19 protein-coding genes and 1 pseudogene are annotated in these 26,590 nt (G+C 62.4%); 4 read left to right on the top strand and 16 right to left on the bottom strand.

All coding sequences use genetic code 11. From position 1 onward, the window contains the following. The first annotated feature begins 332 nt into the window (after positions 1 to 332). Positions 333 to 1,670 (top strand): cyclic 2,3-diphosphoglycerate synthase, encoded by a 1,338-nt coding sequence (locus B1C78_RS05030; protein ID WP_077278052.1) that lies wholly within the window; start codon positions 333 to 335, stop codon positions 1,668 to 1,670. Positions 1,671 to 1,877: 207 nt separating this feature from the next. On the opposite strand, the gene B1C78_RS05025 is transcribed toward B1C78_RS05030, so the two are convergent. The 6 genes from B1C78_RS05025 to ord form a co-directional block, all read right to left on the bottom strand. Next, positions 1,878 to 2,969, bottom strand: coding sequence for an alanine/ornithine racemase family PLP-dependent enzyme (locus B1C78_RS05025; RefSeq protein ID WP_077278051.1), 1,092 nt, complete (start codon positions 2,967 to 2,969; stop codon positions 1,878 to 1,880). A gap of 166 nt (positions 2,970 to 3,135) precedes the next feature. After that, positions 3,136 to 5,331: a D-ornithine 4,5-aminomutase subunit OraE gene (gene oraE, locus B1C78_RS05020; protein ID WP_077278050.1), complete on the bottom strand. Its 2,196-nt coding sequence runs from the start codon at positions 5,329 to 5,331 to the stop codon at positions 3,136 to 3,138. Beyond that, complete coding sequence (locus tag B1C78_RS05015; RefSeq protein WP_217698001.1) at positions 5,328 to 5,681, bottom strand: ornithine aminomutase subunit alpha; 354 nt, start codon at positions 5,679 to 5,681, stop codon at positions 5,328 to 5,330. The genes oraE and B1C78_RS05015 overlap by 4 nt, the downstream gene beginning before the upstream one ends. Beyond that, positions 5,656 to 7,080 carry a 2-amino-4-oxopentanoate thiolase subunit OrtB gene (gene ortB / locus B1C78_RS05010; protein ID WP_077278049.1) on the bottom strand — a complete coding sequence of 475 codons (1,425 nt, stop codon included), beginning with the start codon at positions 7,078 to 7,080 and terminating at the stop codon, positions 5,656 to 5,658. Before ortB ends, B1C78_RS05015 begins: the two co-directional genes overlap by 26 nt. Before the next feature lie 170 nt (positions 7,081 to 7,250). Continuing rightward, positions 7,251 to 7,565: a 2-amino-4-oxopentanoate thiolase subunit OrtA gene (ortA, locus tag B1C78_RS05005; protein WP_077278048.1), complete on the bottom strand. Its 315-nt coding sequence runs from the start codon at positions 7,563 to 7,565 to the stop codon at positions 7,251 to 7,253. Then, positions 7,562 to 8,614, bottom strand: a complete 1,053-nt coding sequence (gene ord, locus B1C78_RS05000) for a 2,4-diaminopentanoate dehydrogenase (RefSeq protein ID WP_077278047.1) — start codon at positions 8,612 to 8,614, stop codon at positions 7,562 to 7,564. Before ord ends, ortA begins: the two co-directional genes overlap by 4 nt. 418 nt (positions 8,615 to 9,032) lie before the next feature. Between ord and B1C78_RS04995 the strand changes: the two genes are divergently transcribed. From B1C78_RS04995 to B1C78_RS04985, 3 genes are all read left to right on the top strand, one after another. Beyond that, positions 9,033 to 9,674: an NfeD family protein gene (locus B1C78_RS04995; protein WP_217698000.1), complete on the top strand. Its 642-nt coding sequence runs from the start codon at positions 9,033 to 9,035 to the stop codon at positions 9,672 to 9,674. 385 nt (positions 9,675 to 10,059) lie between these two features. Continuing rightward, complete coding sequence (locus tag B1C78_RS04990) at positions 10,060 to 11,184, top strand: ChaN family lipoprotein (RefSeq protein ID WP_425443958.1); 1,125 nt, start codon at positions 10,060 to 10,062, stop codon at positions 11,182 to 11,184. Positions 11,185 to 11,190: 6 nt separating this feature from the next. Then, on the top strand, positions 11,191 to 13,143 hold the full coding sequence (locus B1C78_RS04985; protein WP_077278045.1) for a M1 family metallopeptidase: 1,953 nt from the start codon (positions 11,191 to 11,193) through the stop codon (positions 13,141 to 13,143). A gap of 103 nt (positions 13,144 to 13,246) precedes the next feature. Here the strand turns inward: B1C78_RS04985 and B1C78_RS04980 are convergent, their stop codons facing one another. The 10 genes and pseudogenes from B1C78_RS04980 to B1C78_RS04915 all read right to left on the bottom strand — a co-directional run bounded on the left by B1C78_RS04980 (position 13,247) and on the right by B1C78_RS04915 (position 26,581). Then, the gene (locus B1C78_RS04980) at positions 13,247 to 15,436 is read right to left on the bottom strand and encodes a hypothetical protein (protein WP_139349812.1); all 2,190 of its coding nucleotides are present in this window, start codon (positions 15,434 to 15,436) and stop codon (positions 13,247 to 13,249) included. 352 nt (positions 15,437 to 15,788) lie between these two features. Next, entirely contained in the window at positions 15,789 to 16,685 is an 897-nt protein-coding gene (locus tag B1C78_RS04975) for a DMT family transporter (protein WP_077278060.1), read from the bottom strand. Between the two features lie 277 nt (positions 16,686 to 16,962). Further along, positions 16,963 to 17,454 carry a DsrE family protein gene (locus B1C78_RS04970; RefSeq protein ID WP_425443957.1) on the bottom strand — a complete coding sequence of 164 codons (492 nt, stop codon included), beginning with the start codon at positions 17,452 to 17,454 and terminating at the stop codon, positions 16,963 to 16,965. A 1,292-nt stretch (positions 17,455 to 18,746) separates the two neighbouring features. Next, complete coding sequence (locus B1C78_RS04955; RefSeq protein ID WP_077278040.1) at positions 18,747 to 19,322, bottom strand: hypothetical protein; 576 nt, start codon at positions 19,320 to 19,322, stop codon at positions 18,747 to 18,749. 367 nt (positions 19,323 to 19,689) lie between these two features. Next, positions 19,690 to 19,770 (bottom strand): annotated as a pseudogene (locus tag B1C78_RS04945) (transposase); the annotation flags it as partial. Between the two features lie 311 nt (positions 19,771 to 20,081). Further along, entirely contained in the window at positions 20,082 to 23,396 is a 3,315-nt protein-coding gene (locus B1C78_RS04940) for a P-loop NTPase (RefSeq protein WP_077278038.1), read from the bottom strand. Continuing rightward, positions 23,393 to 24,217 (bottom strand): DUF6602 domain-containing protein, encoded by an 825-nt coding sequence (locus tag B1C78_RS04935; protein ID WP_139349811.1) that lies wholly within the window; start codon positions 24,215 to 24,217, stop codon positions 23,393 to 23,395. Before B1C78_RS04935 ends, B1C78_RS04940 begins: the two co-directional genes overlap by 4 nt. A 631-nt stretch (positions 24,218 to 24,848) precedes the next feature. After that, positions 24,849 to 25,136: a HigA family addiction module antitoxin gene (locus B1C78_RS04925; RefSeq protein WP_077278058.1), complete on the bottom strand. Its 288-nt coding sequence runs from the start codon at positions 25,134 to 25,136 to the stop codon at positions 24,849 to 24,851. 9 nt (positions 25,137 to 25,145) lie between these two features. Beyond that, on the bottom strand, positions 25,146 to 25,424 hold the full coding sequence (locus tag B1C78_RS04920) for a type II toxin-antitoxin system RelE/ParE family toxin (RefSeq protein ID WP_077278036.1): 279 nt from the start codon (positions 25,422 to 25,424) through the stop codon (positions 25,146 to 25,148). A 509-nt stretch (positions 25,425 to 25,933) separates the two neighbouring features. After that, on the bottom strand, positions 25,934 to 26,581 hold the full coding sequence (locus B1C78_RS04915) for a helix-turn-helix domain-containing protein (protein WP_139349810.1): 648 nt from the start codon (positions 26,579 to 26,581) through the stop codon (positions 25,934 to 25,936). Between the last annotated feature and the right edge of the window lie 9 nt (positions 26,582 to 26,590).

Below are 26,590 nucleotides of genomic sequence, written 5' to 3'. Positions count from 1 at the left end.
TACAAACCGTCACCGCGGCATTTCCGCCAGATACGCCAATTTATGCCACTCATTCCGAAGGTTACACGAAGCCGCCGGCCGCCTTGGTGAAATATGCGGGCTAGATCCTCAGCCCTTGGTTGTCAATGAGACAATGGATGTCAACGTCCCAGCCCGTATACTTCACCCCCGTCGCCTCAACAGGAGAACTGTAGTCCCAGGACGGGCCGCGCCGGCCGTCAACAGGCGGCCGCAAGACGCCCTCTGCGAACGAGACAAACCAGGACGTCGCAATCATTTGCGATCCCTGATGAAATATCCGCACCAGGACGGACCTTCGGCAGGAGACGGTCATGCAACAGGTTCGAACCCGTACCCGGGTCGTGATCATGGGCGCGGCGGGGCGCGACTTTCACAACTTCAACATGGTCTACCGCGATGACCCCGCGACCGAGGTCGTCGCCTTCACGGCGACCCAGATCCCGGAGATCGCCGGCCGGCGCTATCCCCCCTCCCTTGCCGGGCCGCACTACCCCGAGGGCATCCCGATCCTGCCGGAGGACGATATGGAGGATCTGTGCCGGAGGGAACGCGTGGACCAGGTGATCTTTGCCTACAGCGATGTCGACCATGCCCTGGTGATGCACAAGGCCTCCGCGGCGCTGGCCACGGGCGCCGACTTCATGCTGCTGGGTCCAGATCGCACCATGCTGTCCGCGAAGGTGCCGGTGATCGCCACCTGTGCGGTGCGCACCGGCTGCGGCAAGTCCCAGGTCACGCGCTGGCTCTCCCGCCTGCTCAAGGGCAGGGGCCTGCGGGTTGCGGTGATCCGACATCCCATGCCCTACGGCGACCTGGAGCGGCAGGCGGTGCAGCGTTTTGCCGGCGTGGCCGATCTGGACGCGGCCGAGTGCACGGTGGAGGAACGGGAGGAATACGAGCCGCATCTCGCGCTCGGGAACGTGGTCTACGCGGGTGTCGACTATGCTGAAATCGTTGCGCTCGCAGCGGCCGAGTCCGACATCATCCTGTGGGATGGCGGCAACAACGATTTCCCGTTCATCCGGCCCGATCTGCACATTGTCCTGGTGGACCCTCTGCGCGCCGGGAGCGAGACGACCCACCACCCGGGGGAAGCGGTGCTGCGCATGGCGGACATCGTGCTCGTCGCCAAGACAGACTCCGCGTCCGATGCCGATATCCAGCGAGTGACCGACACCGCCCGCCGCATCAACCCCGGCGCCCGGATCGTGCGCGGCGCATCGCCCGTGCAACTGGATGACCCGGCGCGTGTCGCGGGCAAGCGCGTGCTGGTGGTGGAGGACGGGCCCACGGTGACTCACGGTGGCATGCCCTATGGGGCGGGCTACGTGGCGGCGACCCGGGCGCAGGCCGCGTCCCTCGTCGATCCGCGCCCGGCCGCCGCGCCGGAGATCACCGCCGTGTATGCGCAGTATCCCCACATCGGCCCGGTTCTGCCGGCGGTGGGCTATCACCCGGCACAGCTTCGTGCACTCCAGGAGACGATCAATGCGGTCTCGGCCGACGTGGTGGTGGCCGCGACGCCCTGCGATCTGACGGCGCTGATCCACATCGACAAGCCCGTCGTGCGGGCCCGCTACGAGTTCGCCGAGGCGGGGGAGCCGCGCCTCGGCAGCCTGATCGAGGCGTTCCTGAAGACGCGGGGCTGAGCCACCGATCCCCTCGCCCGGATAGCGGCCACCGGCAGTTTCAGGCCGGTCGCGGCGACCCCTTCGGCACACTGTCCCTTAGCCCGCATATCTCACCACCCTTCTACTGCGGCCGCCGATCCGCTCGCTGTGACGGGACGTGTTCCCTCCAGCCGGCTTGACGTAGTGTCGGCTACGCCTGCGCCGNNCGGCGCCTCGACGCCCTCGCTACGAACGGTGGTGAGATATGCGGGCTAGCAGGCGCTTGCCCACATAACCCGAGGTCATGGCCCCGACCAGTGCGCTGTAGTTCGGGGTAAAACCCAGCGTGTCGCCCACGCGGATCTCGCCGGCGGCCTCCGTGACATCCACCACCAGGTAGCCGCTGGTGCCGCCGACGATGTCGAGGCGTTCGTCGTGGGGCGTAAGGCCTTCCAGGTCCATGTCCTCGCGGCCAATGCCCACCAGGGCGCGATCCCGCTCGCCGCGGTCCTCGAAGGCGGGCAGGTGACCGAAGGCGTCCTGGCTGCGCTCGCCCACGGGCCGCGAAGGCTTGCGTTTCAGCTCCAGCACCTCGGCGTGCAGCGCGAACGCATCCTGAAAGGTCCCCGGCCAGGGGTTGCGGTGGATGGTCTCGCGCCCCAGCAGGATTGCCTCGCCGATCCGGGCGTGGTTGATGCCCCCTGGCAGCCTGCCGGAGGCCAGCAGCGCGAGCCCGCTGGAATTGAGCCCCGATATCCAGCGCAGCCGCTCGCCGATCGCCGCCTCCACCGCCTCCGCCAGTTCCACCAGCCGGTTCATGTTGGCCTCGTCGGGCACCACGCCCCCGAGACACGCGAGGTTCGCGCCCACACCCCGAATGGCGATGCCGGGCAGATCGCGCACCGCTCGGGCCAGCGCGACGAGTTCATCCGGCCACACCCCCTCGCGCAGGTCGCCCAGGTCCACCATGAGGATCACCTCGTGCACGCGTCCGCGGCCGCGCGCCGCATCGGACAGGGCGGTGAGCACGGAGAGTTCGGAATTGAGGCTCGCGTCCACCGACCCCACCACCTCATCCACGGCGGAGAGCGCCGGCAGCCGCAGCAGCAGCCTGTGCCCCGGAACACCCGCCGCGGCGAGCCGGTGGATGCTCTCCAGGCGCGAGTCGGCAATCCCGGCGACGCCCCCGCGCAGCATGGCCATCGCCACCTGGGGCTCGCCGCAGACGGCCTTGGTCACGCCCGCCACCTCGATCCCGTGGCGCGCGCACAGGTCCGTGACGGTGCGGGCGTTGTGCTCGATCTTGTCCAGGTCGATGGTGAGCGTGGGGGAAGCCATCTGCGCCTCTGTCTCTTTTCGCGTCCGGTGTCCGTCAGGTGAAACCATACTCATTTGCGGGTCCGGTCAGCGCGTAGCCCGGATGAAGCATCGCGAAATCCGGGGTCCATGCCCGGCCGAAAAGCCAGCCCCCGGATTGCGCTGCGCTCCATCCGGGCTACGCCTGCTATTCCTTTTCCCTCTGGCGAAGGCTGCGCACGATGAAGCTCGCCACCTCGCGCCCCGTCGTGCCGCGCCCGAATCCCGCGTCCATGCCGCAGGCCTGCGCAAGCTCCGCGGTCACCTGCGGGCCGCCGGCGATGAGCAGCAGGCGGTCGCGCATGCCGCGTTCCCTCGCCAGGGCATCGAGGCGCTGCATGTGCCCCTTGTGCACCTCCCCGTGGGTCACGATGGTGGAGACGAGCACGGCCCGTGCGCCGGTCTCCTCGGCCGCGTCCAGGAGCCGCTCCACCGGCACCGAGGTGCCGAGATCGTGGCAGTGAAAGCCGTACTTCTCGATGCCGCCGTGCTTGATGTCGAGGATCTCGTGCAGGCCCACCGAGTGCTCGTCCTCGCCCACGGTGGCCGCCACCACGTGGATGTCGCGGGGGCGCACCCAGGCCTCGATCTCGGCATCCGGCAGCGGCGTCTCGCGCGCCTCCTGCGGCAGCCGGGCGATGTCGACCGCCATGTCCAGCACGCCCTTGATCTCGAACACGCTGCCCTCGGCGGGGTGCATGACGCGGCGGCTGATGACCTGCGGATCCTTGAGGTTCATGTGGCGCGCCATCTCCAGCGCCGCGGCCTCGGCGACGGCCTCCGCGGCGGGCACGAAGACGGTGAGGCACACCACGCCGTCGCCTTGTTTCTCCACCTCGGGGCGCAGCAGGCCGGCAGCGCGCTCGGCCAGCGGGGTTTCCAGGCGCCTGTCCACGCAGTCCTCGGGGTCCAGTTCGTCGATGTAGCGGATCTTCTCCGGGTTGCAGAGGGTGCAGCCGCCGATGGCGTCGCAGGCCTTGCCGTGCGCCGGCGCCAGGGCATTGTGGCCGAAGTGGCTGCACACGGGCGCGCCGTAGTCCGGCTCGCGGCGGATGACCGAGCCCGCGCCGTCGCCCTTGCCCGGGTCGCGCACGATCCCGTCGCCTTTGCGTTCCGGATAGTGACCCGAGTCCACGAACTGTCCGGCGGCCACCGCCGCGTAGTAGCCGCCGCTTTCCAGGATCTCCTCCAGGAAGAGCACGGCGCGCTCCTTGATGGCGCGGGCGTCTTCGCGCAGCACGCCCTCCTGCTTCAGGTCCACCAGCTCATCGAGCCCGTCCAGGCCCATAAAGGTCTGGCGCGCGGTGTTCACCCCGGCGACGTTGTTGTAGTGCCAGGGGATGTTGCGTCCCTCGTCGGGGGTGATGGTGCTCTGGATGTCGGCGGAGGTCAGGCGCGAGATCAGGGTGTCCAGCACATGGGTGATGGTGGCCTCCCGGGTGTCGGACTCCATGTAGCGGGTGTTCTGCTGGGCGCGAAAGCAGTAGCCCCGGAACAGCTCGCGCAGGGCCACCGCATAGGGCAGGTCGAGGCGCAGCTTGGGCGCCGGCGGCGCGGTGGGCGGCACCGTGGACAGCGCGATCAGATCTTGGGGCATCCCCGCCGCGCGTGAATACGCGCAGTTGATCGCGTGCTGCACCAGCAGCTCCGGCGTCACCTTCCAGGCCTCCTTGGCGGTGGCGTTGGCGTTGTGGGCGCCGTCGAGCTGCAGGATGCCGCCGTCGGCGAGGATGCGCTTGGCCTCGGCCGCGTCGACGTAGGCACGGTGCATGTTCACGTCCCGGTAGAGGACGTTGTACTGGGGGTCCTGGTGACAGCCGTTGACCCCTTCCTCCGCGAACACCACGGCGATCTCCGGCCCGGCGACGCCGCTCACGTAGGAGTGGAAGTTGATGGGCCGGCCCACCTCGTCCTCGATGGCGTCCAGCGCCTTGCGCGTCGCGCGGATCTGCTTGCGGGAGATGGGCACACCGCCCACCCCCTCCGGCGTGCCCTCGATCAGGCCGTCGAAGTGGGACTGGCCGGTGGTGCGGATCACCATGATGTGGTCGGCGCCATGCCAGGCCGCCATGCGCATGCGGCGCAGGTCGTCCTCGAAGCGCCCCGAAGCGATCTCGGTGGTGAGGGTGCGGTCGCACTGGGGATCGATGCCGCCGAAGGCATGGGCCGCCATGAGCGGCACCGAGTGCGTAAGCTCCCGGGAGGTGTCCTTGAACACGAACGGCCCGAGCTTGTGCTCCGAGACCTTCTCGCGCCAGTGCCAGCCCTTGCGCCGGGGCCGGTAGCGCTCGAGATCGCGCAGCACCTCGCGCAGGTCGATGGGTTGGTCCGGCGAGAGCTTCATGGTGCGAGCACCTCCCAGCCTTCACCGGCCAGCAGCGCGAGCCCGGCCTCGCGCACCGGGATGCCCCGGTGTCTTGAGAGCTTCAGGACCAGCGCGCCCGCCCCGTGACCGAGCAGGGCGCGCTCGTGCATCTGCTCCACCAGCGCCTTCGCCTCGATGCTCGAGAACCCCATGCGCAGCAGCACGGAGCGTTCGATGGAGGGGGTGGTGTGGGTGCGGGCCTCCTCGATGAGGGGCGCCACCACCCCCTCCACCAGCTCCCAGAAGCGCGCGTGCAGCGCCTCGTCGGAAAGCGCGCGCAGAGGGGCGCGGCGCTGCTCGAAGTCATCCGGTCGTTCCAGCCTGCTCATGGATCACCTCCGCTACGAAGTCCTCGCTGCTGCGCGTCTCCTCGGCCAGGAAGCGCACGTCCGCCTCGCCCGGGCGCGTGCCAGGGGCAAGCCCCTCCAGCGCATGGCGCAGGTAGGAGCGCCGCACACGGTCCAGGTCCACGTCCACCACGCGGATCTGCGCGGGATGGGTGGGGATCAGGATGCGCTCGCCGGGCCGGCTGTCGCGCGGGTCGCCGCGCGCCACCTCGATCCCCATGCGCCGGGCCAGGTTCAACTGGGCGATGGGGTGCTTGCCTGCGCCCGTGTACTCGGTCTCCTGGACCACCACCACCTGCGCCTCGTCCAGTTCGCGGGCGATGGCGAAGGCGGCGGCCAGGGACGTGTTGCCGGCCGGGCCGCGCTCCAGGCCCTCCAGTTCCGCCAGCACCTGGGTCGCGTAGAAGACCTCGCCCTGGGTCACGGTGACGAAGCGGTCCAGGTAGCGCAGCGGCCGGGCGGCGTTGCGTGGCACGTCGGCGCGATCCGGCCAGGTGGTGAAGGGCATTGAGAAGCCCGTGTGCCCGGTGGTGAAGGACTTGCGGTTGAAGTCGTGGTCCGAGGCCATGTGCAGCCCGGCGAGGTCGACGCTGGCGGCGATCACCTGCGTGTCCGTCGCCCCGGCCTTGCGCAGGCCGCGGGCGGTGCCGGTGACGTTGCCGCCGCCCGCGTGGGTGGCGATCACCACGTCCGGAAAGCGGCCCGTGCGCTCCTTCGTCTGCACCGCGAGTTCGTGGCCCAGTGTCTCGATGCCGAGCACCGAGTAGGGGGTGTAGAGCGAGGCGTTGAAGTAGCCCGTCTCCCGCAGAACCATCAGGAAGACATAGAAGAGCTCGGGCCCCACCGAGAGGCGGATCACCTCCGCGCCGTAGGCCTCGCAGGCGCGGGTCTTCTCCTCGATCTCCGGCTGGGCGACACCGCGGCTGTCGAAGGCCTCCTGGACCACGATGCAGCGCAGCCCGGCCTTGGCCGCCTGGGAGGCCACCGCGGCGCCGTAGTTGCCGCTGGTCGCCGCCGCCACGCCCGGGTACCCGCGCCGCCGGGCCTCGTGGACAGAGAGCGACGCGCGCCGGTCCTTGAAGGAGCCGGAAGGATTGGCGGCCTCGTCCTTGACAAAGATCCGTGCCCCCTTGCCCGGCGATGCGAGACGGCGCACCAGCGCCGTGATGTTGTGCAACTCCACGAGCGGCGTGTCGCCCACGGCCGTCTCCCGCTGCACCGCCTGAGCCGCCGCAATGTCATAACCCGTGTCGGCCAGCATGCGTTCGTAGTCGAAGGCCAGCACGCCGGTCTCGTAGCGCGCGTAGTCGATGCCCACCGAGGCGCGCATGATCCCGGCACGCTCGGCCATGACCGCCGCGTAGCTGTGGTCAGCAGGCATGCTTCACCCGGATTCGCAACGCATCGAGCTGATTCAGCCAGAGCCGCGCCCCCGTAGGTCGGCCTTCAGGCCGACAGCCCGGCGCCTCCCGACACAGCCGATGTCGGCCTGAAGGCCGACCTACAGGGGGGCGATACAGGCCAAGCACATGCCTTCGTGAAACAGGCGGGCTATTCATCGCCCGCCTCGCCGCCAAGGATTGCCCGCACCTCAGGCCCGACGCCGGAGAGCTCCGGGATGGGCGGCCCGAAGCCGTGGGTATAGGCCGGGTTGACCGCCACCAGGGTGCCCCGCAGCCGGCGGCCGGCGGGCGTCACGATCTCCGCCTCCGCGCCGGGCGCGGCGGGCGCGGCGAGCCACCCCTTCACACGCATCACCAGCGGCACGCCCGCGGTGTCCTCGGGCACCTGCGGCGCCCTTTCCCCGGCGGGCAGGATCACCCGGTAGATCTCCACCCAGGTCCCCTTGGGAGTCAACTCCGTCATGGATGTCCCTCCGTGTGGAGCCCCCGCGCGCCGCCGAGCATGGCGGCAGGAGCGGGCAGGTCCGTAAGCGTGTGCAGGCCGGGTGGAGCGGTGAGGATCACAGGAATGGTGTTGACTGCAAGCGCCATGGTGCCCGTCCCGCCGGGGATCTCCGGGCTGCCGGAAAGCCGCACGTCCGGCGTGCCACGGATCTCGATGCTGTCCCCGGTCTCGATGCCTTCCGCCGACGGCAGTACCTGCTGCGGATGGATGAGGTTGATCACAGCCTCACCGTCGCGGTAGGCGACGGCGGTGTGCAGACAGCCGGCGGCCTGCCCGGGCTCCACCGTGATGCGCGGTGTCTCGCGCCGGACCCGGGCGATGATCGGCTCCCGGCGCTCCTCGATGCGCTCCACTTCCCAGCCGACCGCATCGGCGATCAGGTGGATCGATTCGGGGAAGCCCACGTGGCCCACCACGCTGCCGTCGGCCACGCCTTCGCGAAAGGCCTCGGGACTCAGGCCCACCCCCTGGGCCGCCATGACCGACGGCCCGTAAGGCGAGAGGTCGTTCACGCGCCTGGCAGTGATGGAGCGGATGTCCGCGCAGACACCCGTCAGCGTAATGATGAGCCTGTCGAGGACGAATCCGGGATTGATGCCGGTGCCTGCCACTGCGACGCCCCGCGACCGCGCGAGCACGTCCATCTCCCGGGCGAGTTTCGGGGAGCTGTGGTGCGGACAGGCCATCTCTTCGGCGATGGAGATCACGTGAACGCCGTGCTGCAGGAGGGTGAGGATCTGGGGGGCGGCCTCGTCCAGCCGCGAGCAGGTGGCCTGTATCGCGACCCGTGGCCGGCACTCGGCGATGACGAAGGCGAGGTCGGCGCCCACGGTGATGCCAAGGTCGCGCTCGATCCCGATGACACGGCCCAGGTCGAGGCCGTGGAGTTCAGCGCGACGGTCCCAGGCCCCGGCCAGCGCAAGCCCCGGCTTCTCGAGGACCAGACGGGCGATGCCGCAACCCATCTGACCGGTTCCCAGCACCAGCACAGGGATGGCATCCCGCATGCGCGAAGGCTCCTGTCGACCCGCTGTGGACGCAATGGTGGCAACTTCCGACCACCTCCAGGCCAGTATGGTGCTTCGCAGAGGGGCGGTTCAAGCCGGTCCGGGATGGGATCCGCCGGTTGGAGATCCCCCCATTTTGCCTCACCGCGCACACCTGCCTGTCGATGCCAGACCGAGAAGTCTTACTCTCGCTCAACGCAGGACCGCTCTGTGTTGGGACACCCAGCACCTTTCTGGCAAAGGCAGGTTCGTCACATCGAAGCCTCGATGAGCATCCGCGTTCTTCCTCGTTTGTTCTTCATGGGATGATGGGTGTCCTCATTCTCGCCTGTCGTTTGTTCTTCATGGGATGATGGGTGTCCTCATTCTCGCCTGGGATGATGGGTGTCCTCATTCTCGGGAAACCCCCGTATCGATCATGAAGATCCGGCAGACACGCGTACTCCACAACACCCTCATCATGGGCGGGCTGTGCGGGCTCCTGCTGTGGGCGGCACGGGGCGGCATGCTCGACAACCTGGGGGCGCTCGCATGGAGTGCCGCCTTCGGTGGGATCTACGGTCTCGCCTACTGGTATCGCCTGCGCAAGCGCATCGCCCGCCAGGACCGGCGCTTCGAGCGCAACAAGATTTTCGTCCGGTTCATTTCGCCCTTCGAAGTCGTACTGCAGGCCGCGGCGTACAGCCATTACCTGCTGATCGCTATCGTGGCCGTGGCACTGATCGGCCTGACCGTAGACTGGTTCACGGGGCGTTGGTGGAGTCTGGTGATTGGCGGTTTCGGCCTGAGCGCCGCCCTGGTCCTGGCCGTCTGTATCCTCCTCCATGAACGCAAGCACGGGCCGATCCACTACCACTATGACACCCGGACCTGGTCCGGTGAGGAAGGCATGCTCTACCAGGTCGGCGAGGTGGTGGAACCGCTCGCGCCCAGGGGCAGGATTCGCGTTCGTGGCGAACTTTGGAATGCCGAATCCCTGAGCGGTGAAACCATACCTGCGGGCACGCGCGTCGAGGTGATCGGACATGATGGATTGACCTTGAAGGTGGATCGCGTCTAGCCCGGACATTGCACCAAGGCGGCCGGCGGCTTTGTGCAACCTTCTGAATGATTGGCATAAAGCGACGCATCTGGCCGAAAAGCCGCGGTAACAGTTTGTACATCGCCGCCGGCCTATCGCGATGCTTGCGGCCTCTGGGCCTGTCTCGCTTGCTCTTCAGTCGAACCNNGGTGCAATGTCCGGGCTAGAACCAGAGGAGTGCAGGGATTTGATCGCGGTTCCGGTTGTCGCGGAAGCGTCGTGATGACACGCAAAGGCTCCGGGTGCGCCGGATCCATGCCATTTGCCGGAACTTCCCTTCATGCGCGACACTCGGATGGTTATCCCCCGCCCCCTCAGTCCGGAGTCCTTGATGCGATCATCGCAGTCCATTACCGGCTTTTGCATGTTTGTTTTCCTGACCATGGCCATTGCATTGGCGTCCGCACCCGCCACGGCGTCCTGCCCCGCACCCGGCCAGTGGATCACGCCCGAGGGCGCCGAACGGGGCGTGGACGAACTGTTTTCGGAACTGGCCGACAGCAAGGTCGTGCTGCTCGGCGAGCAGCACGCGCGCTGGGAACACCAGCGCTGGCAGCTGCACACGCTGGCCGGCCTTCACGCCCGCCGTCCGGACATGGTGATCGCCCTGGAGATGCTGCCCCGACAGGCGCAACCGGCCCTGAACGCCTGGGTGGCCGGCGAGCTGGACGAGGCGACGTTCCTGAAGAGAAGCGACTGGCGGGGGTCCTGGGGTCATGATTACGAGGCCTACATGCCCATCCTGCATTTTGCGCGCATGCACCGGGTCCCGGTGCTCGCCGTCAACATCGACCGTGCCCTGCACAGCCGCCTGACCGTCGAGGGCTGGGACGCGGTGTCCGAGGGGCAGCGCTACCGGATCACTGCGCCCGTGCCCGCCCCCGATGCCTACCGTGCCAGGCTGAGGGCGGTCTACGCGGCGCATCCCAGCGCCTCGCACGCGGACCATCACTTCGAGCGTTTTATCGCGGGGCAACTGGTCTGGGACCGTGTCCTCGCGGCGGGCCTGGCAGAGGCCGCTTCCGACGGCGCACTGGTGGTGGGACTCATGGGACGCGGGCACGTGGAGTACGGCCACGGCGTGCCCCACCAACTGGCGGATCTGGGCATCACGGACAGCCGCATGCTGCTGCCGTGGGATGCGAACGAGGACTGCAGGACGCTGCAGGAAGGCGTGGCGCATGCGGTATTCGGCATCGCCGCCGGTGAACAGCACGAGCCGCCACGGCCCACGCTGCTCGGCGTGTTCATCGAGGCGAGTGAGGCCGGCGTGCTCGTGCTCGACATCGCGTCTGACTCCGTGGCCGAGCGCGCGGGCCTGGAGTCCGGCGACGTGATCACCCATGCGGCCGGCCAACGGCTTCGGGAAACCGGTGACCTGGTGTCGCTGGTGCGCCGCCAGATGCCGGGCACCGTGTTGCCGTTGACCGTCCTGCGCGACGAACGGGAGACCGAGATACTCGCCCGTTTCCCCGTGCATTCCGATTGAGCGAACATGACGCCAATCCACCTGCTGGTCACGCTCCTTGCCGCGCTCATGGCCGCGTCGGCCATCGCGGGCCCCGGACCGGGATCGCCGGATGTCCCTGAGAAGTTCCTCGAACTGACCATCGACCCTGCGGAGCGCACCATCCGGGGTGAGCTGCGCATGCATCGTCCGCCCGGCACATCGGAGTTCCGCCTCTGGGACGGCCTGCGCGTGCATGAGGTGCGCGCCGGGGAAGAGACGCTTCGGGCTACACCTGCGCCGGGCGGTCGGTACCGGATCCAGGTGCCCGAGGCGGCAGCGCCGGTGGTCATCACCTGGAGCGGGGCCCTGCCGGCCCCGGGTGACGGTGTGGCGGGAATGTTCATGGCCCGTGACGGCGGTTTCCTGTCGCCTGAAGGCGGCTGGTATCCGGTGTTCGAGCCGGCGCATTCCTTTGCGCTGAGACTGCATGCGCGGGTGCCCTCCGGGCAACGCTTTGTTGCGACCGGATCCCTGGTGGGCGAAGCCACGGACGACGGCACCCACTACACCGCCCGTCACGCCCATCCCCGCATCGATGGCGTGGTGCTGGTCACCGGGCCCTGGCTGGAGCGTAGCGTCGAGGTGGACGGTGTGCATGTGCGCACACTGTTCCCCGAGGCCCTAAATGCCAATTACGCGGAGAGCTACCTGGAACACACCGCGCGCTACCTGGGCATGTTCGCCGAGCGTGCCGGAGCCTACCCCTACGAGAGCTTCACCATCGCCGCCTCGCCGGCACCGGTGGGCGTAGCCTTCCCCGGTTTCACCGTCCTCGGCGAGCGCGTCATTCCCCTGCCGTTCATCCCCCGCACCTCGCTTGCCCACGAGCTGCTGCACAGCTGGTGGGGCACCGGCGTGCGTGTGGACTACGCCTCGGGCAACTGGTCGGAGGCACTGACCACCTACATGGCGGACTACCACCTGGCCGACCTGCGCGGCGAGGGCCGCGAGACCCGTCATCGCTGGCTGCTGGATCTGGCGGCGCTGCCCCCCGAAATGGACCGCCCGCTGGTAACCTTTCGCGGCGGCAACCAGGGGGCCGACCGCATCATCGGCTACAACCGCGGCGCCATGATGTTTCACATGCTGAACCGGCGTATCGGTGCGCAGGCCTTCGATGCGGGCGCACGCCTGTTCAGTGAACGCCACATGTTCCGGGTGGCCGACTGGGCAGACCTGCAGGCCGCCTTCAGCGAGGCAGCAGATGAAGACCTGAGTAGTTTCTTCAACGCCTGGCTGCAACGCCCGGGACTGCCCGAACTGGCCCTGCACGACGTTGAGCGCATCCGCGACGGAGACGCCTGGGAGATCCGGGGCGTACTGGAACAGGTGCAAGAAGCGGACCCCTGGCCGCTGGCCGTGCCGCTTGTAGTGGAGACGGGAAACGGGCCGGTGCGTCACACGGTTTCCATGGATGAAAGGCGTGCCTCATTCTCCGTGCGTGTCACCGATCCGCCCGTCGCGATCGCAACAGACCCCGACTACGACGTGCTGCGCCAACTGGCGGATGCGCCGCCCATCGTGCGCATGGCGACCCTGCACCCCGATACCCGTCTGGTGACCACGCAACCCGGACTGGAAGGCGTCGGGCCCGCCGTGCTGGGCCGCAGGCCGGAGTCTGCGGATTCCTTCGCACCGGATGCATCCCTGCTGCTGGTGGGCGAGACAGGGGATGTCGCCGACTGGCTAGCAGCAGAGGACGTGCCCGAGCCCCCCGAATCCATGGCGAGACGAGGCCGCGCGCGGGCGTGGACCGTGCCGGGCACACGCCTGCTGGTACTCAGCGCCGACGACATGGAAGGCCTGCGCAACCTGGTGGGTGCGTTGCGCCATCACGGGCACCGGAGCTACCTGGTGCAGGACGCCGATGGCCGCAGCGTGGAGGCGGGCGTGTGGAAATCTGTCGAGGAGCCCTTGCGGGCCGTTTTCCGGGAGTGAGTGTGCCCTCGTAATGATCCCGTTTGGTTCAGCAGCGGCCCCGACGACTCTTGGTCTCAAGACTTCATGGGATGGCATTGATCCGACATGGCCAAACGGGCTTTCACTCCATCAGGCGCAATTCCCTCGTCTCCGGATCGACGGGCCGAACAGGTTCCAGCATGACCGGCGGCCTGCACCCGTCGTAGCATGAACCGATCAGCTCGACCTCGTCCCGCCCCGCACTCGTGTCGACGTGCAATACGGCTTCATGCCTGCCCTGTGCCCTTGGCATGTACTCAATCCACAGGATTTCGAATCCGCCCGGTGCGATGGACCGGGGTACGTCCGGGGCAAACCAGCCTTCGGACTCCATGCCTGCCCTCACAAGCCGGAAGAGGTCGGAATCCGGGCCGGACACGGAATAGGACCTGCGTTCAAATGGCAGCTGGCCGTCGTTAGTCAACAGCACCGTGGCCGAGATTCGCGGGACAAGCGCGGGTTGGTTGAGGATGAACGTCCGGACGCGCGGCTGCGCCGAGAGTGAGGCGCCGGCCCTGGCCAACAACTCGCTCGTCGCCACACTTACCGTGTTGCGCCGATCCCGGTAGACGACGGTGAACAGGCCGTGTCGATCGCCCTCCCCCTGCAGGCGCGGCTGGATTTCGACGGAAGCGGTCTCCGATGGCTGTAACGTGAAGGGTGTCGGGACATCCCGCTGCGGGATGATGAGGTCGCCCTGCAGTTTGTTGTGCACGATACTGCCGACATGAAACTGCGACGCATCCAAACCAACGACGGCAATGCCTTCCACCCGGAGCTCACTCGCTCCCCTGTTCTCCAGTTCGAAGGCCTGCATGCCCGGCAAGTCCTCCACCGGCGGCAGGAAGCCGAGGTGACGCCGTGCCGGCCGGATGTCGAGCCGGGTCAACGGCTGGAGCCCTTGCGCCGTTGTTTCAGTCAGACTCACCGATCTCAGTTCGAATTCGATCAGAGCTTCATCATCCGGCCGCAGGAGATCAGATCCGGGGGGCACCCGGACACGAATATCCCATCGGGCACGCTCTTGATCGCCAACTCTGCGCCGGTGGCGTTCGGCGAGATCCAGTACATCCTGCGTGTAGGCGGGCGTGGTCGAGTAGTAGCCCGCCCCGCAGTTCTTGATTGCGTAACGTGTTCGATCCTCGTTGTGGCTTCTGCAGTTGATCGTGTCGACAGTCAGGCGCTGGATGGGAAGGGGCACGTTGCCACGCACCCGCAGCACCCTCACCCCGTCCACCAGCAACGTGGGGCTGAAATTCTCAAGCCATCGCGCGCCATCCGCCGTCAGAGGCACCCGGTACTCGAAGTCGTAATCCTCTCCGCGCTCCGCGTCCAGCGGCCGACTCTCTTTCAGGGTGAGTCGTCGCATGTAGTGACGTGTTCCCCCGGCACGCACCGTGAACAGGTGCGGCAATACGGTTTCCTGCCTCAGATCCGCATTCGCCCAGGCAGGATCGAACCGCTCGGGCACCGGTTCGGCAAAGAGTCGTTGCGAGATATCAAACATCCCGGCATCGAACAGTGGGTAGTGCATGACGCAGAAGGGAGGGTTCTCCATGCTCAGCCGCGCCGGCTTGAAAACGTCGTTGACCCCTCGCATGATGCACCCGGTAGTCACTGGAGCGGGGTCCACACCAGGCGCCACGCTCGTCGCCGGTCGGCGACAGGTCACCTGCCTGAACCGGAAAATGGTCTCCATATGGCTCCATGGGAGCAGGGCACGTCTACCGTGAATATCCCGCAGCTCTGCCCGTGTGGCGGCGTCATGCCATGTACCCCTTGGCGGGGTGCCGGGCAAGCAGGTCCCCAGATTGATTGGCTGGGGATATTGAAGCTCACCGTCATTATTCCTGACCTGGATGCCACGAAAGACCCATTCATAGGACAGTCGAAGCCTCGTGTCGCTGTCGACCCAGAGGTATTCGCTGCGGGGCAACCGGTTGAAACCGCGCAGGTACGGATCCGGGTACAGGTGTCCAAGATACCCGCAGTCACCGGTCTCCCCCGACGGGCAGGTTCCGCTGCTGATCACACCCGGCAGCGGGTCGGCCTCGGATACCACGGAGAGCGCTCCGTGAAGTCTAGGATTGAGTTCGAGGGCCCCACCCTGCAGCTGAATGGGTGCGGTACTCACCATGACGGCGGCGACCTGCGTTTCGGTGGGCGTGGTCGTGCCGCCCACGCAAGCACCCAGTATCGGAGCAGCGAGAAGCAACGTCACAAACGTGACCCACGGCCGGGAACCCGGCACATGGCAACAGGATCCGTCCATCCTGCACTCCCGGTTCCGAATCGCAGATTCGTCGGCAAGGGACCGCGTCTGTCTTCGGAGGTGTAGACAATCCTTTAGCCCGGGTTTTCGTACCTGGCAAGTACCGTCTGTCGCCTGACGTCGGCTCAACTCTCGCCGGCTAACCAGGACCGCCTGATCCTCGTCGGCACTCTGCGGGACATGCCCCGACAGGGCGCCAGATCGTTACCTCGCGGGTAGCCAAAGCAAGTCCGGAGATTCATGGGCGCCTGGCTCGCCTGAGAGAATCCCTCTGAGAAAATCCCTCCGTCCCCTATATCCCTTTACCACGTTCCTTATCTGTTCCCTTCTGGAATCCGGGTTCGAACATCAATCAACGGGTGGACAAATCGGTAGGTGGTCGCGCGGATCTCGAATGCACACTCAACGCCGTGACCGTGACCAGTATCAGCGCCATACCCAGGATTTGCGGACCTACCAGGTATTGATTCAAAACAATGACGCCGAACAGCGACGCGGTGACCGGTTCGACCATTGCCACAATGGAGGCCACGGCCGGTGCAGTATGTTTCAGGCCGATAATATAAAAAACGAACGACAGTCCCGCGCCGAACACACCCAGTGCTGCGAACAGTGGCCAGTCCGGCGTGCCCAGCGCTGCAACGATCTGGTCGTTACTGCTCGGCCAGATAAGAATAGCGATGAGCACCGCAAACGCTATTGAGAGAATCGCCTGGGGGCTGCCGTGCGGCGCGGCGTACTTGAAGCCGAAAATGAATATCGCGTAGGACAGTCCGGCGAGTAGACCGGCGCCCATGGCGATCGGCGTGATGCCGCTCGCACCGACATTGTAAATCTGTGTGAGCAACACGATACCGAGCATCACCACCGCTATCGCCACCCACTTGAACGCGGTGGAGCTTTCAAGCTTCAGTGAAAACGAAATGAGATATACGAACACCGGCGCGCAGTACATCAACGTCGCCGCCACGGCAACGCTTCCGTGTGCGATGCTCACGAAATAGAACGAGAAGTTGCCTGCCACGCCGACACCGGCGATGGCTGACCAGAACCATAACCGGCCACTTGACAGCCCGCTGCCCTGCGGGCGAAGCGCCAGCCATACGAGAACGAACAGCAGCCCGATTGCACCGCGGTAGAACGACACCACGAACGCATCCCAGCCATCGGCCATAAGAATTCCGCCGATCCCGCCTGACAAGCCCCAGAAAAGAGCCGCCAGCACCACGAAAGCTGTACTCGCGCCCACTGTTTGCACTCGCTATTTCCTGATGGAATCAAGACGACTTGTAGCGGTAAGGACAAGCGACGACACTCCACCTGTCTCCGGTGTTACATCGGCGTCATCCTGAGAAACCAATGCCCCGTTCCCATCTCTCCACAACGTAAAGGGCGGCAACAGACAGGCCGAGGCTACGGAGACGGCAAACTGTGCTCTACTACTTTGCCTCCTGGGGTTCGCGCGGGACCTGACCCTCTATAGGTCTCGACTCGAGCAGGCACGTGAAGTTGCCCACCGGAGCTGCTCAATAGATGGGGATGATGGCATAGCCCTGGGCCTGGTAGCCGGTCAGTGAGACGAAAGTATTGCGAACGGGCTCGATGCCGGGCAGCAACTCCCCGTGATCCACATTGAACAGGCGAGTGGCCACGCCGCAGGACTCCATCCGGACACCCTTGTCCTTCAGTGCCGCGATATGCTCCTCGATCTCATCAAGGTAGTCGAATTCCAGGAGATCGAAACGCTCCCGCTCCTCTGAGAAGGCGATCATAGTGACGGCCCGCCCCCGGAATGCCAGGACGATATCCGGTTCCACTCCCTGCCCCACCAGATCCTCGTATGTCTCACGGATCACCGCCAGGTATAGCGCCAGCACCCGCGGGTGGTTGTTGTTCAGGTCAAACACCACGCGTCCCTGCTCGACGCCTTCAAGGGCCTTCTTGTCCGTCAATGGATCCGCCTGCGTGGAAAGCGCTCCCATCGCCAGCGTCGCTGTCAGAACCAGGGCAATTGCCATTCTCATGATTGCATCTCTCTATCCAAGTGTTTCAAGAAGCGATCTTGACCCTGATGTCCACGCTCCGCAGGGGGAATCATCGCAAAAGGAGAGGCGAGGACACCCCACTTCTCTTAGGTCTCACATCGTCATCATTCGGAAGAATTAATTCCTCCGTTCCCTTTTCTCGCCGTCCACTCTTTTCAGAATGCCATACTTTGACTCCATATACTTATCGAGCGGCATGAGGACCACAAAGGCTGCAGCGGCCGCTATGACCAAGGCGGGAAAAATACCAACCCGCGGCCCCGCTATTGGTATCACCGATGCGAACACGAGCAGCGAACCCAGGAGCAGAAATGCCCAGTAGAACCAGCGATGGCGACCCTTCAAATGGACCCCGCAAAGCGGACATGTCATTCTGCCTCGCCACGCCCGAAAGTAGCGAGACCAGGTGAGGTGGTATTCACTTGCACAGTCAGGGCATCTCATAGAGTCCTGCTTCTATAACACCGAGGTGAGCCGCGCGCTCTTTAGCGCGTCGGCTCCACCAAAGTGTCTTGTCACTCTTCACCGTATAGCGCGAGCAGGCGCTGCATGTACTCCTGACTCTCCCTCTGCTGCGCCGCGAGTTGCCGCCGAAACACTGCGTGTTCGTCATTCTCTGACCAGCCGACACCGAAATCATGATCTTCAAAGGAGTTGGCGAACAAACGAGCACACCCCACTTCTCTGCTCCTGGGAGCGCCAGGGAAAACTAATTCCTCCGTCCCCTTTTCTCCTTGTAGGGGGTGGTCTCCGGATGAACGAGTTCCCTTCTGGCTCGGGTCATAGGAATGCTCCTTCTTCCTTGATTGGATTGACGAATCCGAGGCTAGGCGGCTCGAGTGGGGGTGTCCACCAAATGATGGATGTCCTCTTTGTCGTACAGAAACGATTCATAGTGACGATTTAACCCTGCCCTTCTCCACTTCCTTGGCCAACTCCAGAAAACGGAGGTACTCAATCAGCTTCCAAATCATTACCCATGCAATTGCTAGAGGCACTAGAAATATCAACAAGAAGAAATCCATCATGCCACCACGCGGACCGCTGGACGAGAGTACAGGAATTGCCTGGGACCCAAGATAGAGGACCGTCACCATATACAATATGGAAATACCTATTGACAAGGCCCACACAAACAAGCGAAGTACTCTGATCTTATTCGAAGTGATAAGCATCGAGTACAGGCGTCCAGTTATGGAATCGGGAAATGGCGAAGCCGGTCAGATTCAATCTGTTCCTGAGCCTTCATCGAAGCGGGGTAGAGATCACCATCGGATGAAGGACAACAATATTTCCACGTCCTCGCTCTCCAATGGACCCGTCACCTTGATTACGCCTTCTTGCTCCGGACGAAAGACATAGATCGAACTATGCTCGGCCACGGGCCGAATCAACGCATAGGCAATGATTCCTTTGCCCTCGTACACTGTTATGCGAGTCTTATCGTTCACATAAAGTATTTCCTCAACCACATTCCGGTGCTCATGCGGCAATTCACCTGTGAGGACACTGAAGACCTCCTCCGGCGCAACATCAAGATAATCATGAATCCCTGCCACAGCGGCACTCTTTTCGAACCACAACAGACCCACCTCAAGCGCTCTCTCGTTAACTCGCATGGTTATGGATATCGATGGATCGCTCAAATTCAGATGCTCAACACGCAGTACATCCGCTTTCGACACGCACAACGCGAGCTCGGCGAAGAACATCCAGTAATCATCATCACTACAACTTGTGGGCGGCCACGACTCCGCACCAATATCCGTATCTCCCGAATGAGCGGAAAAAACGCTCATCGCGCCTAGAAACAAACACAGAAGCAGGAATCTCTTGATCATTTATAAGCCCATCCCTGCGCGTTGGAGTTGACCACCCCAACGGTGGACAACGCCCCGCAAACACGTGAGTGAATCGCTGTCTCTCAACCTATCCACCATGCTTCTTGAGATATTTCTAGCAATCCACGTAATGGTGGCCTTTCCCGCTGGGGGCCTCGGCACCCATGCAAATACATCAGAGCACCTCCCAAGCTCGTGCAGCATTATTCCGACAACTTCGGCTACGCGATCATTAACTGAACCCGAAAACTGCCGCTGCACACCAGCCGCTTCGTAGATCGCGTTGACGATCTCCTTGACCTTCTGCTCTTCCATACCCTTTGGCTCCTTGGCTCTCGCCCGAGAACGAATCCTGGCCGCACAGTTACGCCCGGCGCACGCAGCGCGCGATGCAGTGGTAGTAGGGGGTGGTCTCCGGATGAACGAGTTCCCTTCTGGCTCGGGTCATAGGAATGCTCCTTATTCCTTGATCGGATTGACGGATCAGAGGCTAGGCGGCTCGGGTGGGGGTGTCAACAGGAAGATGGGTGTCCTCTTCCTTTGTTCTTCTTGTTCCTCTCGGATATATGTCCGCGAACCGCATTTCAGCGCGGGCGGCGATCGCACAAGCGGTTCAGTCCAGCCCTTGAAACAAGGGAGGCGTCCATATATGTCCTCTTGACTTTGATTGCCTTGTTCTGCGAGGGCCCCCCACTTCTCTTCCTGGTTGAAACAAGGGAGGCGTCAATATACGTCCTTCTTTTCCTTTGTCCCCTCGCTTCATGCGGGCAACAATAGGTCATTCGGATCTGGCCGCTGCTGTATCGCGAACGGGCCTAGGAAAGAAAACCCTACGTAGCAATGAATATCTCGTCCGTTCACGAGGGCGCCCTCGCCGTTTCGCAGGGGAAGATCTGTTCCCAGCTCTGGAACCTCCACGTACCATCGATCGTGGGATTTTCTCAAGACTCCTTGGAGGCGTTTTGGCGATCCGCCCCCTCCAAGCAGGTAGCTTCGCGCATCTCCCTTTAGCTTCGGAAGACTTGCCGTATTCCGCAAGCGCGAGAAGATCACGTTAGCTTCAGGTATTCGGTCTAGGTGAAATAACACCACACCGTAATAGAACAGCTTTATCACATCATCCCTGAACAACGGTGAGGCACAGATCGTTTCTAGGTCCGACAGAATGTTCTGCCAATCGACGCTACCACCCTGCCCTTGAAGCTGCCAACGGATGTATAGATCGACTCGTGCAGCCAACAACCTGTCGCTCGGTTTGACTCCGGCGGTTGTTAGGCGCTCGACACATTCATCCAAATACTCCTTCGCAGCGCGATAATCTTTACCTTTCCCTCTCTTTGAGGCCTCAAGAAGCAGCTTTCGAGCAACTACCGCAAATCCGATCTGGTTTCTATTGCTCTCAAATATTTCCACCGCGATGCCTTTGACCCGATCGGTGTCCATAGAATCAAGTAGGCGCTGCTGCAGAACACTCAGCATCTCGATATCCTTATCGAAGCGCCGGGCCTTCTTTCCAATGGCACCAATGATCTGAAAAGTCCTCTCTATAGCTGGCAGCGCTTCCGCAACAGCTTGAAGTTGAGTCTCGGTTTCTGTTTCATCCGCGTGCATCTGCGCCAGATCGAGTAGCAGCGTGCCAAAAACATGAGTGGTATGGGGATTAAAGAACGAAGGCGATTGCGCGTGCCGGAGGTGCTCCTGCACCTCCGCGAAAGCCGACTCCAACGGTCGGTGCCCGTCCCGCGCCTGACTGACCACTGTAGCCGCAAGAGAGGTATGAATATGCTCCAGTCGTTCTGAGCTTGCCGCTGCCGGATAGTCAGGTGCCACCAGTGCCTTCTGAAGCTGATCGTATGCCGAACTAAGATCTGCGCCCTTATCCTTTAGCCAAAGGCCATACTGATGCTCAATGGTGCGATCGGGAAACGGGAGACTCTTGCGCGCAAGCTCAAACAATTCAATTCCTTGCTCTAGACTATACCTTTCCCCGAGCTTCTTTCTGTTTCTGACCAGCAAGTCCACCAGAAACGTTCTGTACACATCTGTTCCTGTGGAGCATGCCTTGATCAACTGCCGCAGGACCCGAACTTCACCGGTGTGCCCTAACCCGCCGTTCAAAACCCGCATGAGCACCGCGGTTACGACATCGTTTCGCGTCCAGTACACCGTTTCTCCAGTATTCACATGTTCTTCAGGATACAAAAGCCCCCAAAGAGGCTTGCCATCGAGACACATATCAATCCATTCTGAGAACGAAATCTCCAGTGCTCGGACAAGCACTTCTGTTGGGATTCCTAGCTTGAAATCGCTGCACACCGCAGCACATTCATACGCAAGGCGCGCCTGCGCACTAATCCGTCCCCCATCCTCCGCTAGCGCTGCAATTCCCCGCTCGACCTCTGCAAGACCAATATACTCATCTTCAAGAGACATCGTGATAGCAGAACGAGTGACTGGAATGAGAAACCAGAGCTGACAAAGAATGTCCGCGGAGTTCCGAGTGGACAGCTCTCGCATACTCTTGATTGCCGACTCTCGGTCCGACGCAGCACCTATCTTAATCAGCACGTCTGGCAGTCTTTCCTGTTCTCCCTGGTCCAGTTCCACGGACAGTTCCACTTCCTCATCGGGGACCACGGGGAGGGGAATCGAAACACCGGACTCGGAAATGAAATCGGTATTCCTACAGGAAAAAACAAGGGCGACCGGCGCGCCAGATGCGTTAATTTCATAGGCCAAGTCGAAAGGCGTGATTCTGGAGGACAAAGGCTCATCGCAGAGGACGACAATCTTTGGAGCTGCTTCCTTTCGTCCCTTTGATGTGATGTCGGCAAGAGTTCTCGCTAGATCTCGCACGAGTTGGGGTGCCGAATCGATGGGCAGCCTGTTTATCCAAAGTACCAAGTACCCCTTCCTTGCAAGAATGACCGCCACTTCCTTCATCACACAGGTCTTTCCTGTGCCAGCTTCGCCCCGAAGAATAAAACAATGCATGCGCGTAAGATCCGTAACACCGAGGCGGAGATGTATCGATTGAGCTAGCTCGTGCGATTGCGTTCTTGGTAAGTGGAGGTCTGCCAAGAAGGGGCTCCAGTCAAGCGACGTTGGCCTAAACAGGCCGTCCAATAACTGATGGTGTCGACTCGCCACATCAAATTGTTCCGGTAAGTCACCTGGAACAACGGAAACGATGGACTTAATCTTCGTGAGCGCCTTCGAGACTCGATCTTTGCATGGCGCCAGCTCGTCCGAGAGCCGGAGAACCAGTTGTTCGGGCTTCTGAACATAGTCTTCTATTGCTTGACAAAACTCCTTCAAGGTGCAATCGACTTCTATCAAGTCCGCTTTGCCACGCAGTAAGTTGCTGATAACCCGATTCGTCCCTACGGGATCACCCTTCAAGTGCACGAAGATCCTTGGGCGCGGCGAGGGCAGGGAGACTAGCGCCGCGAAGAATCGCTCCACAAGGTCCTGGTTGACCTCATTACCAACGATTAGAACTGGCGCTTCTTTCGTAAAGTCCGCAAAACTTCTGAGCATATCGGGCCACGATTGCTGGCGTATTAGAAGATCAGACTGACGGGTCACAAGCCCGCTCTCCGCGTTCTTGCTCCTCGGATTGCCCAAAAGCCGGTAGATGGGTGTGGTGCGAAACTGCGGAAGCACTCTTGCGCAGTCGACAAGGGTGAGCGTTCTCGATGTAGCTGTTCCCTCTAAGCGCTCTCTTAGCGCATCTTCTAGGCAAACATCAGGGGTGAGAGAAACGATAGTAGACCAGTCAACTCGGAGTAACTGCCGGATCTGCGGAGCACCGGGAATGGATAAGACGTGCTTTCGGATACACTCATCAATATGAGGAATCTCACTAGATTCCGGGTCGGCGACCGAATCGACCAAGTCCAAGTAGTTAGAAACACTCGCGTCCTTTTCGAACTCGTCTGCAAACTCACGCAGGATTGCGTCCACGATGTCGTTGGAAATTCCGCTATTCGAAGTGACGCCGGGGCCCACCACAAGGGCGGGAAATCGACGCAGCTCACTGAGTAGCTGTTGAAGAGATACGATCTCCTTCATTTCTCAGTCTCTATGCTCAAAGTACGCCTATGCCAATGATAACGTTCCACGTATTCTCGGCTGAGCTCAAGGGAAGTGGGAAGAGTGGAGCCGGACAATCTCGATGCCGCATAGGAAAAAAAATCGATGGCTGCCAAACCAAAACTGAGACTTTCGGATTCAAATAGGTCGATGTGCACAATACTTGGGTCATCACAAGTGCGGAACATGATCAAACAGGTTTCAAATAAAACGAGGAAGGTGGGAAGGGGAAAGTGCAGGGAATTCCGTCTTACCGAGGACTGGTCGATCTTTGGTCCGTAGGAAGAGAGGATGACCCTCACTTCCTTTTCCACCGTATCCAGAACACGGTTCGCATCAAAAGGTGATCGACACTCAAAGAAGAACGCGCCCTGCCATGGAATCACATCAACTCTGGACTGGAGAAATATAGTGTGGTTCCTGGCATGGCGCTCTAAGGCCTCGCGCAGTTCCGTAGCCCCGAATCTCGTCTTGATTTCCATCGCGGCCAGCACGTCCTCTGGGGGCAAGATCTGAAGCCCACCCTCATTGAAGTATGGTGGATGCTTCGCTCCCCCGCCGACTAACACGTCGATTTCATGGGAACATTGCCCGTCACTAGTACGAACGAAGCCATGGCCAACAGTGACCTCACCGGGCACATACCTAGAAAAGAACTCTCTAACAATGCTCTCCTTGTGACTCCCCACCGAAAGCCAGTGGGCGCTGCCAATAAGGTCTCGAACGCGGTCGGCTCTAGATCTAAGCTCAGCAGACCACGATTCAAGGTAGGAGCGATAGGGGTTAGTCGAGTGATTCATTATGGGACCTCGGGGGATCTCATCCTCCACCCGCAGCGATAGCGCCAAGCAGATGCAAATAACGGTGAGCTAACAAAGCTGGCATCAGCCTTAGCCCGAACTCCGGCGCAACGCGCTTGAATAGATAAGGCGGCTTGGAGGTCAGGTCTCGCATAGCAACACCCTCACCGGGTCGGCGATATCGGCAGGGACGCACCCTTAATCATGCCCACCCTCTGAACCTGGCGCCTCAGGTGACTTCTCAGATTCCAACATACCCGATTCCTGCTTGCGCACGGCGAGACTCGCCGTTATGTAGTTATTGTGCAACGGAGCAATGCGACGCTATGCAACCGGCTCTCTATATCGCACCCTGATGTCGCCAGCGACAAGGGCTTGCCATCCTTTCGATTCAGCCCAGTGACCTCTTCAACGATCCGTCCAAGTTCCTCAAACACGTGTCCATCTTCGTCTCCGTGGCAACCGCCAAGGGGCAGCCTAGGCGCGCTGCTGACATAATACTGATCCACTTCGGACCATTCGTCGATCTTTTGGGTTCCGGCGCTGTCCTTGATTTCTTGAACTCCTGCAAAGCCAAGCATCTTTCCCGGGCCTGATAGAACCAGACCATGATGTCCTCGGCGCAACTTCGTCATGCTGCGGATAATCTTCTAACCCTTAATGAGCTACGCTTCTTCTCCGCCTCCCACAAGTCATACTGGGCCTGCTGATTCAACCAACTCTCAGCAGACGTGCCGAAGGCCAGGGAAAGGCGAATTGCCATTTCAGGGCTAATGCCGGCATGGCCGTTCAGAATGGCGGATAGCGTCTTTCTGCTAACGCCAAGCGCTTCCGCAGCCTCGGTAATGCTTAACCCCATCGGCCCGATGCATAATTCCCTTAACACTTCGCCGGGGTGGGGTGGGTTGTGCATCTTCATCATTACACCTCAATGATAATCTTCATAATCAACCGCTTCTGCATCCCTTCCATCGAAGCGAAATGTTATACGCCAGTTACCGCTGACCCAGACGGACCATACCCCGCTGCGACGACCCTGGAGTTCATGTAACTTCAGCCCGGGCAGATCCATATCTCTTGGGTCGGTGGCGGCATTCAGACGGCCTAGAATCAGCCGCAATCGATCAGCGTGCTTGGCTTGAATTCCCGATTTCGTTCCCTTCAGGAAGAATTTCTCAAGCCCTTTGCTCTTGAAGCTCCGTATCATACGGCCGAGCGTAACCTATCACGTTACGGGTTACAAGTTGTGCGGGCGGCAAGGAGGACGAAGGAGTTTGTCTTTCGAACGGGGAACAGAATCGAAGCAAGGCCAAGGAGGCCAGGCGTGGATATCCAGGTTCTGCCTGCAAGCCGTGTAGGAGCCCAGCCCCTAGCCCGGACATTGCACCAAGGCGGCCGGCGGCTTTATGTAACCTTCTGAAAGAGGCGCATCAATTGGCATATTTGACCGAAAAGCCGCGGTGACAATCTGTACCTCGCCGCCGGCCTATCGCGATGTTTGCGGTCTCTCGGCCTGCCTCGCTTGCTCTTCAGTCGAACCNNTCCTTCCAGAGACGGCGCGACGCAGGCCGAGAGACCACATCCATTCGCGATCCTTGGTGCAATGTCCGGGCTAGGCGAATGGTGGGACTACCGAGGAGATCTGTTCGCCCAGGGGGCTGGGCTCCTACCGGTGTGGTTTTGTGCCAAGTTTGCTGGAGAGGGGGGCGCCCAGGGTCAGTCCTCCTCCCCGTAGTTGATCACGGCGAGGAAGCGAATCGGGACCTTGATCAGGCGCTCGGGGCCGTGGGGGATGCTGCCCTTGAAGGTGAGCGAGTCGCCCGGTTCCAGCAGGTAGGTGTTGCGCCCGTGCCTGTACTCGATGCGACCCTCCAGCATGTAGATGAACTCCACGCCGGGATGCGTGAAGGTGGGGAAGACCTCGCTGGCGTCGTCCATGGTGATGAGGAAGGGCTCCACCTGCTTGCGGGGGCCCTGGTCGTAGGCGAGCAGATGATACGTGTGGCCGCGGCGGGTGCCGCGGCGTACGACTTCGAGGCCCTCGCCGGCCTTGACGTGCTGGGCGCCACCCTCGGGGACGTCCAGGTTCTTGAACAGCTGTGCCAGCGTCATGCCGAGTGCGGCGGCAAGGCGGCGCAGGGTATCGAGGCTGGGGGAGACCTGGCCGTTCTCGATCTTCGAGAGCATGCCGCGGCTGACACCGGCAAGCCCCGCCACGTCGGCGATGGTGAGCGACTGGGCCTGACGCCTTTCGCGCAGCACGAGACCGATGTAGCGGTCGAGGCCGCTGTCCCCGGCCTGGGGGACTTCGGGCGGCACCGTCACCGGTTGCACGACATCGACCTTGCGTTTGGCGCGGGTCACGGTTCTGCG

Source organism: Thioalkalivibrio denitrificans (assembly GCF_002000365.1).
Classification (GTDB): domain Bacteria; phylum Pseudomonadota; class Gammaproteobacteria; order Ectothiorhodospirales; family Ectothiorhodospiraceae; genus Thioalkalivibrio_A; species Thioalkalivibrio_A denitrificans.
The sequence above is the reverse complement of the archived record's forward strand: the minus strand, read 5'-3'. Positions and strand labels throughout refer to the sequence as shown.

Bases quoted from the DNA above. Each gene is read 5' to 3' on its own strand.
- B1C78_RS05030 (WP_077278052.1), top strand. From the start codon at position 333: ATGCAACAGGTTCGAACCCGTACCCGGGTCGTGATCATGGGCGCGGCG.
- B1C78_RS05025 (WP_077278051.1), bottom strand. From the start codon at position 2,969: ATGGCTTCCCCCACGCTCACCATCGACCTGGACAAGATCGAGCACAAC.
- oraE (WP_077278050.1), bottom strand. From the start codon at position 5,331: ATGAAGCTCTCGCCGGACCAACCCATCGACCTGCGCGAGGTGCTGCGC.
- B1C78_RS05015 (WP_217698001.1), bottom strand. From the start codon at position 5,681: ATGAGCAGGCTGGAACGACCGGATGACTTCGAGCAGCGCCGCGCCCCT.
- ortB (WP_077278049.1), bottom strand. From the start codon at position 7,080: ATGCCTGCTGACCACAGCTACGCGGCGGTCATGGCCGAGCGTGCCGGG.
- ortA (WP_077278048.1), bottom strand. From the start codon at position 7,565: ATGACGGAGTTGACTCCCAAGGGGACCTGGGTGGAGATCTACCGGGTG.
- ord (WP_077278047.1), bottom strand. From the start codon at position 8,614: ATGCGGGATGCCATCCCTGTGCTGGTGCTGGGAACCGGTCAGATGGGT.
- B1C78_RS04995 (WP_217698000.1), top strand. From the start codon at position 9,033: ATGAAGATCCGGCAGACACGCGTACTCCACAACACCCTCATCATGGGC.
- B1C78_RS04990 (WP_425443958.1), top strand. From the start codon at position 10,060: ATGTTTGTTTTCCTGACCATGGCCATTGCATTGGCGTCCGCACCCGCC.
- B1C78_RS04985 (WP_077278045.1), top strand. From the start codon at position 11,191: ATGACGCCAATCCACCTGCTGGTCACGCTCCTTGCCGCGCTCATGGCC.
- B1C78_RS04980 (WP_139349812.1), bottom strand. From the start codon at position 15,436: ATGGACGGATCCTGTTGCCATGTGCCGGGTTCCCGGCCGTGGGTCACG.
- B1C78_RS04970 (WP_425443957.1), bottom strand. From the start codon at position 17,454: ATGGCAATTGCCCTGGTTCTGACAGCGACGCTGGCGATGGGAGCGCTT.
- B1C78_RS04955 (WP_077278040.1), bottom strand. From the start codon at position 19,322: ATGATCAAGAGATTCCTGCTTCTGTGTTTGTTTCTAGGCGCGATGAGC.
- B1C78_RS04940 (WP_077278038.1), bottom strand. From the start codon at position 23,396: ATGAAGGAGATCGTATCTCTTCAACAGCTACTCAGTGAGCTGCGTCGA.
- B1C78_RS04935 (WP_139349811.1), bottom strand. From the start codon at position 24,217: ATGAATCACTCGACTAACCCCTATCGCTCCTACCTTGAATCGTGGTCT.
- B1C78_RS04925 (WP_077278058.1), bottom strand. From the start codon at position 25,136: ATGAAGATGCACAACCCACCCCACCCCGGCGAAGTGTTAAGGGAATTA.
- B1C78_RS04920 (WP_077278036.1), bottom strand. From the start codon at position 25,424: ATGATACGGAGCTTCAAGAGCAAAGGGCTTGAGAAATTCTTCCTGAAG.